The organism is Streptomyces sp. A012304 (genome assembly GCF_026008495.1).
In the GTDB taxonomy this organism is placed as follows: Bacteria; Actinomycetota; Actinomycetes; order Streptomycetales; family Streptomycetaceae; genus Streptomyces.
On the sequence record NZ_BQUN01000023.1, the window covers coordinates 1 to 11,809 of the forward strand.

The window sequence follows — 11,809 nt, forward strand, 5'->3', positions numbered from 1 at the left end:
GCCACCAACCCCTGCCCAGCAGGACCACACCAAGATCAAGACAGACCTAACGGAGTCCTACTAGGGCCTGGTGGCCCGAGGAGTCCGTGAGGGTGAACGGTGTCTCGATGACGAGCTCGCCGTCGACGCGGATGCGACCGTCTGGGGCGTGATCGGTGAAGCTGATCCGGACCTGTTGGTCGAAGGCCGTGCGTGTGACACGGGTGCCGACCAGCTCCGCAGGTACTCTCACCGCTCCCCCTGCCGCGGTTCTGCCGTGTGCCGACGGAAAGCCGACGACCGACTCTGTTGGGCCTTGAGCAGTGTAGACAGGCGCTCGGTCGGCGTTTCCCAGCCGAGCGTCTTGCGGGGCCTGCTGTTCAGTTCGGCGGCGACCGCGTTCAGGTGTTCGCGAGTGTGGACGGACAAGTCGGTGCCCTTGGGAAAGTACTGCCGGAGCAGGCCGTTGGTGTTTTCATTCGAGCCGCGCTGCCACGGGCTGCCGGGGTCACAGAAGTAGACCGGGACATTGGTGGCCATACTGAAGCCGCGATGAGCGGCCATTTCAGTGCCCTGATCCCAGGTCAGAGATCGCTTCAGGTCAGGTGGCAGAGGGCTGATCGTGGCGATGAGGGCGTCGCGCACGGCTGCGGAGTTGTAGCCGTCTGGCAGGTGGACCAGCATCAGGTAACGGGTGCTGCGCTCTACCAGGGTGGCGATCGCGGAGTGCTTCTTGCGGCCGAGGATCAGGTCGCCTTCCCAGTGAGAGGTGTGCATCGTGAAAACTGCACGTCAGGTGGGCTGGTGTGCGTAGGTGTCGGGACGCTCGGCCAGGTCCGGGGTGGTAGTCCAGCGACAAGATCATCGGTCATCGGGCAACTTCCTTGTTCGTGAGGACCAGCAAGGCCCGCACCAGCGCGGTAGCCCACGTCGGATCCGTGCGGACCTTGCCCAGCACGCGCCAGTTCTTCAGGTGGGCGAAGCCGTGCTCGACCGGGGCGCGCACTGCGGCCAGCGCCTTGTTGGACAGCCTCTGGCCACGGGTCAGGGGCCGGTTCCGGGCGGCCTTGTAGCCGGTGATCACCGCCGGGTCGTCGTCCGGGCCGCTGTCGTCGAGGCCGGTGAACCCCAGGTCGGCGATGGCTCCGAGGCCGGCCGCGCGGAGATGCGCGGTGAGCTTGTCATGTCGGCAGGCGGTGATCTCCGAAGTCCGCCCGGGCCGGGCCGCGGAGACCCACAGCAGTCGGCCCCGGTCGTCGGTGAGCGCGATCACGAGCAGGCCGTGGCATTTGTTCTTGCCCGAGTAGTTCTTGCGGTTCTCGGCCCCGGTGCGCCGACGGGTGCGTATCACCGAGCCGTCCAGCAGTACGATTCCGCCACCCTTTCGGGCGATCTTCTTCAGGGCACGGTCCAGGCGCGGGGCGCGGGCGGCCAGCAGGCCCACGATCTCGCGCACCCAGCGGGTGACGGTGGTGCGGTGCACTCCGTTGCCGCCTGCCAGGTCGCCGGGCCGCTGGTCACAGCGCAGGACCGCCAGCACGATGCCGGCGATCTTCCCCGCGGGCAGGGCCCGCCACCGGGAGCCGATCTTCTTGAAGTGGCCCCGTAACAGGTCGGCGAGCCAGTTCAGGGTGGCACTCGACAGCGGCAGGCGGGCGGTGTAGACAAGGCCGTCAGGGCCCTCGACGGTGTCGTTGTTTTTTCACACAAACTCAACTGCCGTCGGGCCCGCCGGTTACGCTCTCTTGCCACCCCGGTCCGGTGCTGCTACAGGCGCGCGGTGAACTTCCCGTCGGGCCGTTTGTGCAGCCAGCCACGATCGGCGAGCTTGGTCATCTTCGCCCGCAGCGGCTCCAGCTTCCCGCGCACCCCCACCTCAAGCCCCAGCTCCTCACCCACCGCCTTGACCTGCACCGCCCCTCCGGCGGCCCGCACGATCGCCAAGACACGGCGGTAGTCGGCGGGCAGCGCGGCCTCGTCGTGCGTCTCACCGCGGTGCGGGATCAGCAGCACCGCACGCCCCGCCACCTGCGCTTTCACCGGAGCCGCCACCTCCGCGGCCTCGGTAACGGCCCGATCCTGTTCGGCCAGCCGGTTCAGGACCCGCTCGGCGACCAGCAGTTCCTCCCGCTCGGCCTGGACCTCCCGCAGCTGCTTGGCCAACTCCTCGGCAAGCGCGTCCAGTTCGCCCCGGCGAGCGATGATTCGCTCCAGATCTCCCATACCCCGCACCCTCCCGCGACCTCACCGCGTACCGGCCCGGTCACGGATCGTAGGAGCGGTCCCGCGACGAGCGCAGCGGAACCCGGGAACCGCCTCAGACGACAGGGCAGACGATCTTCGACCTGTCCGCCTGGTCCTTGCGCCTGCTGGTCGAACAGGCCGTGGCGCGCGCCGACTTCCCGGTCCGCATGGACTCGGTGGAGGACGGTCGCACGGCCACGCTGGTCCGCACCGACCCCCGTCGGTTGAACCGTATCCTCGCCAATCTGCTGGCCAACGCGCACCGGCACGGTCGGCCCCCGGTGGAGGTCGCCGTCACGGCGACCTCGGTGACCGTGCGCGACCACGGGCGGGGATACCCCGAGGAGCTGTTGACCGACGGCCCCCAGCGTTTCCGCACGCACGCTCCGGAACGCGGCAAAGGACACGGTCTGGGGCTGACCATCGCCCTGGGGCAGGCCGAGGTGATCGGTGCCCGGCTCCGGTTCGGCAACGCGCCCGACGGCGGCGCCGAAGCCGTTCTCACCCTGCCTGCGGCCCCTGACGAGCCCCCGTAGCCCTCGGGGAACTCTCGCCGGTACAGAACAGATACACAACGGAGCGGGTTTCGATCGCCCGCGGACGGCCGCCGGATGCAGGCCGTAGACCTGCGCGATCGACCATCGGCAGCACCCACCGCGAAGCACGTTCGCGGGCTGTCCGAATGGGAGAGCGCATGACCGACCCACGCCTTCCGGTCCGTGAGCCGCGCCGGCACGCCAGGGCCCCCTCGGCACACCAGCGACGCATCAGGGCCCGCCCGGCCTCCCGGCGCCCGTCCCGCCGCCGGACACGCCGGCTCCTGGTGACGACGGCCGTCTTCGTCACGCTCATGGCGGCCGGCGCCGCCTTCGCCTACCAGAACCTCGACGGCAACATCGACTCCCAGGACATCGACGGGCAGTTGAACAGCGGATCCCGACCGGACCGGCAGGCACCGGGAGCGGTGAACGTGCTGCTGCTCGGCTCGGACTCCCGGTCGGGGGCGAACAGCGAGTACGGCCGCGACGAAGGCGGCGCCCGCTCCGACACCGCCATGGTCGTCCACCTCGCCGACGGCCGCAGAGGCGCCTCGGTGATCAGCCTCCCCCGGGACACCCTGATCGACCGGCCCGCCTGCGCCACCGGGTCCGGTGTCGTACCGGCCGCGAAATCCGTCATGTTCAACTCCGCCTTCTCCGTCGGCGGCATGGCCTGCTCGGTCGCCACGGTCGAGCAGCTCTCCGGGCTGCGGATCGACCATGTCGTGGAGATCGACTTCACCGGATTCAAAAAGATGATCAACACGCTCGGCGGGGTCCGGGTGAATGTCCCGCAGGACATCGACGACCCCGACAGCCGCACCAACCTTCGCAAGGGCCCTCAGCGCCTGAACGGCGAGCAGGCCCTCGGGCTCGTACGCACCCGGCACGGCATCGGCGACGGCAGCGACCTCGGCCGCATCAAGCTCCAACAGACCTTCGTGAAGGCCCTGATCGGCCAGATACGCTCCACCGACCTGCTGACGAACCCCGTGCGGCTCTACCGGCTGCTCGACGACCTCACCAGCGCCATCAGCACGGACAAGGGCCTCGGTTCCCTCTCGTCGCTGACGTCCTTCGCCCGCTCCCTCGACGGCCTCGACGCCGACCAGGTCGACTTCCGCACCCTGCCGGTCGCCCCCGCCCCGCACGACCCCAACCGGGTCGTCCCCGAGGAACCGAAGGCGAACGCCCTATGGAAAGCGCTCATCGAGGACCGGCCTCTGCCGGGAGGTGAGCAGTCGTGAGCGACTCCGCGACCCTGATGATGCGGCGCCCCGCCGCCCCTGAGCCGCCTGAGGCCCCACGCCCGTACCGGCCCGGACTCGACGGCGTCCGCGCGGTGGCCGTGCTCCTGGTGGTCGTCTACCACATCGCCCCCTCCTGGCTGCCCGGCGGCTTTCTCGGCGTCGACGTGTTCTTCGTACTCAGCGGCTGGCTGATCACCGACCTGCTGTGCGCCGAACGTCAGCGCACCGGCCGGATCGACCTCGCGCGGTTCTGGGTACGGCGGGCGCGACGGCTGCTCCCCGCGCTGGTCGTCCTCCTGGTCACCGTGACCGCCGTGGCGGCGCTGTGGCGCCCGGAGCGGATCGACGCCTCCGGGCGGGACGTGCTGTCGGCGCTGACCTTCACCAACAACTGGTGGCAGATCAGCACCCATGCCTCCTACTTCGCCTCTTTCGGGCCGCCGCCCCTTTTCCAGCACCTGTGGACCCTCGGCGTGGAGGAGCAGTTCTATCTCGCCTGGCCCCTGGTGATCCTGGGGCTGCTGCGGATGACCGGCCCCTGCACCCGTACCCGAATTCGCGTGGCCGTCGTGCTGGCGGCGGTGATCGCGTCCCTCACCGCGATGGCGCTGCTGCACCGGCCCGGCGAGGACACGTCCCGTGCCTACTTCGGCACGGACACCCACGCCTTCGGCCTCCTGCTCGGCGCCGCGCTCGCCCTCGCGGTTCCCGCTGCCGGTGCCGGGAAGCACCATCGGGCGCTTCTCCTGTACGGAGCAGCCGGTGTCATGGGGTCGGTGGTCCTCGGAGTGCTGGCCGGGGGGATCCACTCCGACACCCCGCACCTGTACCCGTGGGGCTTCGCCGTCGCCGCGTGTGCCGCCGGAGCCGTTGTCCTGGCCGCCGCGCAGAGCGGATCGGTCTTCGCCAGGTTCATGAGCACCCCGTGGCTGCGCTGGATCGGCCGCCGGTCCTACGGGATCTACCTGTGGCACATGCCGCTGATCGCCCTGGCCGTGCCGGACGGGCCCGGGCCGGGCCAGGCACCTCTACGAGGACTGCTCGCGGCAGCTGTCTCCGTCACCGTGGCCGCCGCCTCGTACCGCTGGGTGGAGAAACCCGTACGCCGCCACGGCCTGCGTCGGACTGCGGCAGCGGTGCGCGGGGCGCTGTCCGGGGATCGCGGGAAGTCGTGGGGCGGTACGGCGGACAGGGCTCGTGTCCCGGGCGGCGACTTCGGTGGGGTGGGCGGCATTTCGCGCCGCCCGAGCGGTGGTCCTCATGGACCGGGCGATCCCGCAGGCAGCGGGACCGGTGACCGGCGCTCGTGGCGTCCGCGTGCGGTGGCGGTACTCGCCGGGATGGCCGTTCTCGTCGCCGCCTGGGGCATCGCCTCGGCCGGCCGCGGCGACAGCGCCGCCGACCGGATCGCGGCCGGTGAACGCGCCGTACAGGGCGACGACCCGGTGCCGCCGGGCACGTCCGCGCGCGCACGGGCCGAAAGGATCACGGCCGTCGGTGACTCCGTCATGCTCGCCGCGGCCCCGGCGCTGAAGGAACGCTTCCCCGGCATCAAAATCGACGCCAAGGTCAGCCGCCAGCTGTCCGCGGCCCCCTCCGAGGTACGTTCCCTCGGATCCGAGGACCGTCTGAACCCGGTCCTGCTCGTCGGCCTCGGCACGAACGGCGTCGGCGGCCGTACGGACCTCGAACAGGTCGTCCGGGAAGCCGGCGCCCGCCGTACGGTCGTCCTGGTCACCGTGCACGGCCCGCTCGCCTGGAAGGACCAGGTGAACACCGCCGTCCGGCAGACCGCCGCGGCACATCCGAACGTCGTGGTCGCGGACTGGAACCGTGCCGTCCGGGGCAGGGACGACCTCCTGGCGGACGACGGCGTGCACCCCGGTCCCGCGGGCGCGAGGCTGTACGCGGGAACGGTGGCGCGAGCGCTGGAACAGAGGTAACCGGGTTCAGCCGACGTGCGCGGCGCGGCGGGCTGCGGCGGACAGGAGCCGTTCGAACGGTCCCTGCCCCAGCAGCCGCCGCCAGACCGGGCAGACGACGAGCAGGGCGACCGTCATGATGAGGAAGCTCTGGTTGTCGGACAGCAGGTCGGAGCCGCCGAGGTAGGAGACGGTGTACAGCAGCACGAACTGCAGCGAGTACGCGGTCAGTGCCATGGTGCCGAGTGCCGCCAACGGCACGACCAGGCGCCGCACCCGGGGCGCGACGACCAGGCTCAGCCCGGTGACCAGCAGCGCCACTCCCGTTCCGCCCAGCATTTCGGCGACGTGGTTGGAGTGCGGCACCCGCCGGGCCTGATCGGCGAGTTCGGGAGCCTGCCACGCCGGCTTGTACGTGTCGGGGTCGAAGTTCGGGTCTATGCAGGTGACCTGGCCGGGCTCCGGCATACAGAGCAGGCCGCGGGTGAGGGCGGCGTTGTCGGGCGGGGCCGTGGCGGGCCCGCCTGCGGGCGCCGGGGGAACGGCAGCCGTCCCGGCGCCCGCCCCTTCGGTCACCGCCCAGCCACCGCCGTAGCCGACGACGACCAGGACGACCCCGCCGACGAGCATGCCGAGCACCGTACGGACCGACGAGATGTCGAACCTGGAGAGGGCGATGCCCAGCAGGAAGTACAGCGTCAGCGGGGCCACGGACAGCCCGTTGGGGGCGAAGAGCAGATCGAACTCCTCGAAGGACGCGTTGACCGGAAGGCGCCACTGCTTGAACGCCGCGAGGTAGGCGAGCAGGACGGGGACCACGACCATGCCGGCGACGGCGCCGAGCGCGAGCGTCCGGGGCCGGACACGCAGCAGCGGAATCACCGCGATGTAGCACAACGCGTACACGCAGAGGATCACGCCGACCCCGGAGCTGATGGCGTTCAGCGCCGCGCCGAGAAGGAAGATGACCGCCGCCCGGGCGAGGAGTTTCATCCTGGCCCGGAGGAGTTGCTGACCGTCGAGCCGGCGGGCGGCGCCGGTGATGATGCCGATCGAGATCCCGCCGATGACGGCGAACAGGATGGTCGATCCGCCGCTGACCAACCCGGCCCAACTGCCGGGCTGGAACAGGGACGGTGGACTCGGGGGCAGCGAGGCGAAATGTTGGGCGAGCATGCCGATCACCGCGAGTCCGCGGGCGACATCGAGCCCGACGATACGAGGGAGCGGGGCTGCGGGCGCCTGGAGCCGTTCGGTGGAAGGCAAGGCATTCATGGCACTCCTGTGGTGCTGGATCTGTGGTGCCGTCGATGATCGACACTCCAGGTATCCGCTCCTCTTGCCCTCGGTAGCGGCCACGGCTCGAACCCCACTCAGTTGTGTATCCGTCACGTCTCAGGCACCGTGCGCATGCGGCTTCACCGGCCGCTGCGGATCGAACGCCGGACGGGCGGAGATGTGCCGACCGGCGTCAAGAGGTGGCCACGCGTGCCCCACGTGCCCACAGTTGCCCACGCGGAAGGGGTCGCGTCGGGAGCCGGCCGCAGCGATTGGCGACGCCGCACCAGCCCCGCGATCGAAGCCACCACCGGCAGGCCCCCGCTTCCAGTCGCCGTACTGCGCGACCAACGCCACGGTGAAGGCCGCCGCCACGGTGAAGGCCGCCGCCACACTCGCGCCAGTGCTCTCGGACATCGACGCCGAGGACTGGAGGTACCGGAACAGCACCATGGTCGCCCAGACCGTCATCAGCCGGGCCCGGCGCAACAGCGTCGTCCTGATGCACGACATTCACCCGACCTTCGTCGCCGCCGTCCCGCAGATCCTGCGTACCCTCACAGCCGAGGGCTTCCTGCGTCACAGTCAGCCGCCTGCGCGCCGCACTCTGAGGTCCGCTCACCGCGGCCCCCACCCCGCGAGAGAAGCGGCGGAGAATGTGTGTCATGCGGACGGCGTCGCGCATCGTTCGCGCCCGCTGTCTTACCGGCTGCGCCCGGGGCCGAACCTTGTGGCCGGGAGCTGCGCAGTTCCGCCCTCCTCTGGCGGGTCACGCGGAGTAATCCTGCCTGCCACCACCGCCCTGACCTGCGACGCCCCAGGCAGGTACGCCAAGACGGGCCAACTCGGCATGCAACCCAGCACGCCCACGCGACAGCACCGATCAGTTGAGCTGCGAGAATGCAAGTTCTGCCGGTGTAGCGCTCAAGAACCACCGGCAATGGAGTTCAGCCAGAGCGGGCCGACAAGCAGACACCTCGTACAGGTACTTGCGATTCGTCCGCCGCCTGAATGTCCACCACAGGCCGCCGTTGGACCACCCGTAACGCCCGGTATGCCCGGACTTGCTGCATGGGCGAGGGTAAAGGGACGACAATACTCGGACCCGAATTCGACCCGGGTTCGACCCGGACAGTTTGTTCAGTGAGAAAACATGACTCTGACCTTCGGAAATGCTGAGCGGCAGACGAGTCAGGCTATACGCCGGGTATTCCTGGAGACACCCCCATCGGTTCAGTCGGCCGCCAGTGCTTCCCGCACGGACAGCTCGGCGTCGTGCCCGTAGATCCATCCGCTCTGGGCGAACGGGTCCGCGCTCGCGAAGGAGGCGTCCCTGGCCTGCTGAGCGGGCCCGTCGGGCAGGTGGTTGCCCTCCGCCCTGCCCCGGCTCATCAGCTGCACGCGGGTGGCGCGCGGGCGGCGTATGTCCTTGTACCGGCGCAGCGCGGCCGAGGGGTCTTCCGGCCGGTCGGCGAGGCAGCCCGCCAGGACGGCAGCGTCTTCCATCGCCTGCGCGGCTGCCTGGGCGAAGAAGGGGAACCCAGTGCGGGCGGTAAGGGCGATCGTGGTGCGCTGCCCGTACCCGCACCGGCCGACACCCCTGGGCTTGCCGGTGACCCGTGCACTCACCTCCTCCTGCGTTGGCACCTGCGTCTGATGGCTGGCATCTCGGCAGGCCGATGCCGGAGAGTCCACTGCTGCCTCGTCCGGCCTGGACTGCCGCGAGCAGCCCTTTCGTGCGGCAGTAGGACCGTGTGCGTGGTGAGGCGGACGAGTCGCTTGTAGCAGCAGAGGACGGCTGCGAGTTTCCGAGAAACGCCGGGTAGTTGCGGGGATTGCGTTCGTGGCGGGGGGGATCACGTCCAGTGATCACTGCGTGAATGATCTGGCTGGCTGTGCCCCGTGCGTCACCACTTGAACCGGGCTGCTCCGTGCTCGGCCGAAACCGCGACGCCCCCTCCCTCATCGCCGAACTGCACCTCGCGATGCTCGACGAGGACCGGAACCAAGACCCGATGGCGCAGACGTCTTGGGGTGAGCGAGGCTCCGGTCACCCCAGCCGGACGTCGACGATCACGCGGCCGCCCAGATGGCCGAAGCATCGGGTGTTGCGGCGAGCACCCTCGCCACGTCGGGGTCTCGCCCCGCGGCCGTCGCCGGCTACCGCCAGGCCCCGACGTCATCACCCGACACAGCGATCCGGTGACGACATGGCTCGCACTCACGACCGACGGACGCAACACTTCTGGCCCGCTCATCGAGACGATGTGGTAGCCCCGATGAACCGTTACCACCCGGCGCACGAGTGACTGCGCGACATCCTGACGACCGCTGCGAGAACGCCTCCCTCGGCACCCGCCTCAGCGACTGTGATTTCGCCGCGGTTTCCCATCCACCTGACCGGAGCCGACCCCCTCGTCCGCTTCGACTTCTTCGACTTCCTCAACCGCAATTGGCATCTGCCGGTCGAGGTCACCCTGGCCCAGGACGTGCCGCACCGCCACGCGGTCAACCGCCCCCGCGCAGGACGCGGGAAAGTCCGAGGGCCGCCGTCCGCACCGCGGGGGCCAGTTGGGCGGGGCTGAAGCGGGAGCGCGGTACGGCCACCGAGAGGGCGGCCACGATGGTGCCGCCGACGAACACGGGAGCCGCGATGCAACTCACCCCCGGTGCGGCTTCCTGCTCCTCGTAGGCCAGGCCGGAGACCCGGATCTTCTCCAGGGCCGTGCGCAGACGCGCCGGGTCGGTGATCGAGTGGGGCGTGAGGCGCGGCAGCGGCCGGGACAGCACCTCCTCGGTCAGCTCGGTACCGGAGAAGGCGAGCAGGGCCTTGCCCACGCCGGTGCAGCTCAGCGGCAGGCTGCCGCCGATCCGGGAGGGCAGCCGCAGCGCCTCGTGGCCGTGGATGCGTTCGAGGTAGACCACCTCAAGGCCCTCGCGGACGCCGAGGTGAACGGTCTCACGGGTCGCCTCGAACAGGTCCTGGAGAAAAGGCAGGGCCGCCTCGCGCAGATCGAGCCGGTGCGGGACCAGCGAACCGAGTTCGAACAGCTTCGCACCGAGCCTGTACTGAGGGCCCGTGCGCTCCAGCCAGCCCAGCCCGATGAGGTCAGCCGCCAGCCTGTGCACGGTCGGCTTGGGCAGGCCGGTGCGCTCCGAGAGTTCCGACAGACGGTACGGGCCACCGCTCGGAGTGAAGCTGTCGAGGATAAGAGCAGCTTTCTCCAGCATACTGCCGCTCGCGTTGTTCCGTGTCACGGAACAAAGTTTGTGGCCGCGAGGGTGTTTTGTCTATACCAGAACACGCCGACGGATGCACCGACGGCACCACTCCCCTGGAGGCAGCCCGTGTCGACTCCGCCCGACCGCGTCCATGCGGACGCCGTTCCCCCGGCCGTGGCCAAGGCCGCCGACGTGCTGGCCGAGGCCACCCGCACCCGGGCCGCCTGCCCGCCGGTGCGGACGTTCTTCGACGACGGCGACCTGACGTCCGCGTACGCCGTCCAGCAACTGAACGTCCGGCGGGGGCTGGACGTCGGCCGCCGGATCGTCGGCCGCAAGATCGGCCTGACCTCGCCTGCCGTGCAGCGGCAACTCGGCGTCGAACAGCCCGACTTCGGCACGCTGTTCGCGGACATGGCCGTACCCGACGGCGGTGAGGTGGCCGCCGGGCGGCTGCTGCAGCCCAAGGTGGAGGCCGAGGTCGCGCTGGTGCTGGGCCGTGATCTGCCGGACCGCGAGTGCACCGTGGTGGACGTGCTGCGGGCGGTCGACTTCGCTCTCCCCGCTCTGGAGATCGTCGACAGCCGGGTGCAGGGGTGGGACATCTCCCTCGTCGACACGGTCGCCGACAACGCCTCCAGCGGGCTGTACGTCCTCGGCGGCACGCCCGTACCGCTTACCGGCATCGACCTGCGCGCCGTGACGATGACGATGACCCGGCACGGCGGGACGGTCTCGGAGGGCAGCGGCGCCGACTGCCTCGGCGGCCCCCTCAACGCGGCGGTCTGGCTGGCCTCGGCGCTCGCCGAGCGGGGAGACCCGCTGCGTGCGGGCGACCTGGTGTTGACCGGGGCCCTGGGCCCGATGGCCCCCGCCGCCCCGGGCGACGTGTTCGAGGCCCGCATCTCGGACCTGGGCTCCGTACGGGTCGGCTTCGCCAAGGAAGGAAATGAGCGATGAGCACCAAGGTCGCGGTCATCGGCTCGGGCAACATCGGCACCGACCTGATGATCAAGCTGCTGCGGCTGTCGGAGACCCTCGACATCGCGGCCCGGCATCGACCCGGACTCCGACGGCCTGGCCCGCGCCCGCCGCCTGAAGGTCGCCACCACCCACAAGGGCGTCGAAGGGCTCATCGGCCTGGACGAGTTCGCCGACGTGGCGATCGTCTTCGACGCGACCTCGGCCGGTGCCCACCGGCACCATGACGAGGTGCTGCGCCCGCTCGGCCGCACCCTCGTCGACCTGACCCCGGCGGCCGTCGGCCCGTACGTCGTCCCGCCGGTCAACGGCGGCGCCCATCTCGGCGCACCGAACGTCAACATGGTCACCTGCGGCGGCCAGGCCACCATCCCGGTCGTCGCCGCGGTCGACT

The 11,809-nt window shown here is 70.3% G+C and carries 10 protein-coding genes and 3 pseudogenes; 5 read left to right on the top strand and 8 right to left on the bottom strand.

The annotated features are described in order from the left end of the window. Positions 1–46 precede the first annotated feature (46 nt). From ALMP_RS06060 to ALMP_RS06075, 4 genes and pseudogenes are all read right to left on the bottom strand, one after another. Positions 47–232 (bottom strand): DUF6188 family protein, encoded by a 186-nt coding sequence (locus ALMP_RS06060; protein ID WP_264925179.1) that lies wholly within the window; start codon positions 230–232, stop codon positions 47–49. Next, positions 229–744: pseudogene (locus ALMP_RS06065) on the bottom strand (IS30 family transposase); the annotation flags it as partial. The gene ALMP_RS06060 and the pseudogene ALMP_RS06065, both read right to left, overlap by 4 nt. A 103-nt stretch (positions 745–847) precedes the next feature. Next, a complete protein-coding gene (locus tag ALMP_RS06070) occupies positions 848–1,630 on the bottom strand; it encodes a transposase family protein (protein WP_309299433.1) in 783 nt (260 codons plus the stop codon). 116 nt (positions 1,631–1,746) lie between these two features. Beyond that, entirely contained in the window at positions 1,747–2,202 is a 456-nt protein-coding gene (locus ALMP_RS06075) for a hypothetical protein (protein ID WP_264925182.1), read from the bottom strand. Positions 2,203–2,426: 224 nt separating this feature from the next. Here ALMP_RS06075 and ALMP_RS06080 point away from each other — a divergent pair. The 3 genes and pseudogenes from ALMP_RS06080 to ALMP_RS06090 all read left to right on the top strand — a co-directional run. Continuing rightward, a pseudogene (locus ALMP_RS06080) lies at positions 2,427–2,759 on the top strand (sensor histidine kinase); the annotation flags it as partial. A 158-nt stretch (positions 2,760–2,917) separates the two neighbouring features. Further along, positions 2,918–4,009: an LCP family protein gene (locus tag ALMP_RS06085; protein ID WP_264925183.1), complete on the top strand. Its 1,092-nt coding sequence runs from the start codon at positions 2,918–2,920 to the stop codon at positions 4,007–4,009. Further along, the gene (locus ALMP_RS06090; RefSeq protein ID WP_264925184.1) at positions 4,006–5,955 is read left to right on the top strand and encodes an acyltransferase family protein; all 1,950 of its coding nucleotides are present in this window, start codon (positions 4,006–4,008) and stop codon (positions 5,953–5,955) included. The genes ALMP_RS06085 and ALMP_RS06090 overlap by 4 nt, the downstream gene beginning before the upstream one ends. Positions 5,956–5,961: 6 nt before the next feature. Here ALMP_RS06090 and ALMP_RS06095 read toward each other — a convergent pair whose 3' ends face one another. The 4 genes from ALMP_RS06095 to ALMP_RS06110 form a co-directional block, all read right to left on the bottom strand. Continuing rightward, positions 5,962–7,209, bottom strand: coding sequence for a DUF418 domain-containing protein (locus tag ALMP_RS06095; protein ID WP_264925185.1), 1,248 nt, complete (start codon positions 7,207–7,209; stop codon positions 5,962–5,964). Positions 7,210–7,329: 120 nt separating this feature from the next. Further along, entirely contained in the window at positions 7,330–7,725 is a 396-nt protein-coding gene (locus ALMP_RS06100; RefSeq protein ID WP_264925186.1) for a hypothetical protein, read from the bottom strand. 720 nt (positions 7,726–8,445) lie between these two features. Beyond that, positions 8,446–8,841 (bottom strand): hypothetical protein, encoded by a 396-nt coding sequence (locus tag ALMP_RS06105; RefSeq protein ID WP_264925187.1) that lies wholly within the window; start codon positions 8,839–8,841, stop codon positions 8,446–8,448. Between the two features lie 879 nt (positions 8,842–9,720). Continuing rightward, positions 9,721–10,443, bottom strand: a complete 723-nt coding sequence (locus ALMP_RS06110) for an IclR family transcriptional regulator (protein ID WP_264925189.1) — start codon at positions 10,441–10,443, stop codon at positions 9,721–9,723. 117 nt (positions 10,444–10,560) lie between these two features. Here ALMP_RS06110 and ALMP_RS06115 point away from each other — a divergent pair, with 117 nt between their 5' ends. Together ALMP_RS06115 and ALMP_RS06120 are read left to right on the top strand one after the other, a co-directional pair. Then, positions 10,561–11,394 (top strand): 2-keto-4-pentenoate hydratase, encoded by an 834-nt coding sequence (locus ALMP_RS06115; RefSeq protein WP_264925188.1) that lies wholly within the window; start codon positions 10,561–10,563, stop codon positions 11,392–11,394. Continuing rightward, a pseudogene (locus ALMP_RS06120) lies at positions 11,391–11,809 on the top strand (acetaldehyde dehydrogenase (acetylating)); the annotation flags it as partial. The gene ALMP_RS06115 and the pseudogene ALMP_RS06120, both read left to right, overlap by 4 nt.

Excerpts from the sequence above, each read along its gene's own strand:
- ALMP_RS06075 (WP_264925182.1), bottom strand. The coding sequence starts at position 2,202 with ATGGGAGATCTGGAGCGAATCATCGCTCGCCGGGGCGAACTGGACGCG.
- ALMP_RS06085 (WP_264925183.1), top strand. The coding sequence starts at position 2,918 with ATGACCGACCCACGCCTTCCGGTCCGTGAGCCGCGCCGGCACGCCAGG.
- ALMP_RS06095 (WP_264925185.1), bottom strand. The coding sequence starts at position 7,209 with ATGAATGCCTTGCCTTCCACCGAACGGCTCCAGGCGCCCGCAGCCCCG.
- ALMP_RS06100 (WP_264925186.1), bottom strand. The coding sequence starts at position 7,725 with ATGTCGTGCATCAGGACGACGCTGTTGCGCCGGGCCCGGCTGATGACG.
- ALMP_RS06110 (WP_264925189.1), bottom strand. The coding sequence starts at position 10,443 with ATGCTGGAGAAAGCTGCTCTTATCCTCGACAGCTTCACTCCGAGCGGT.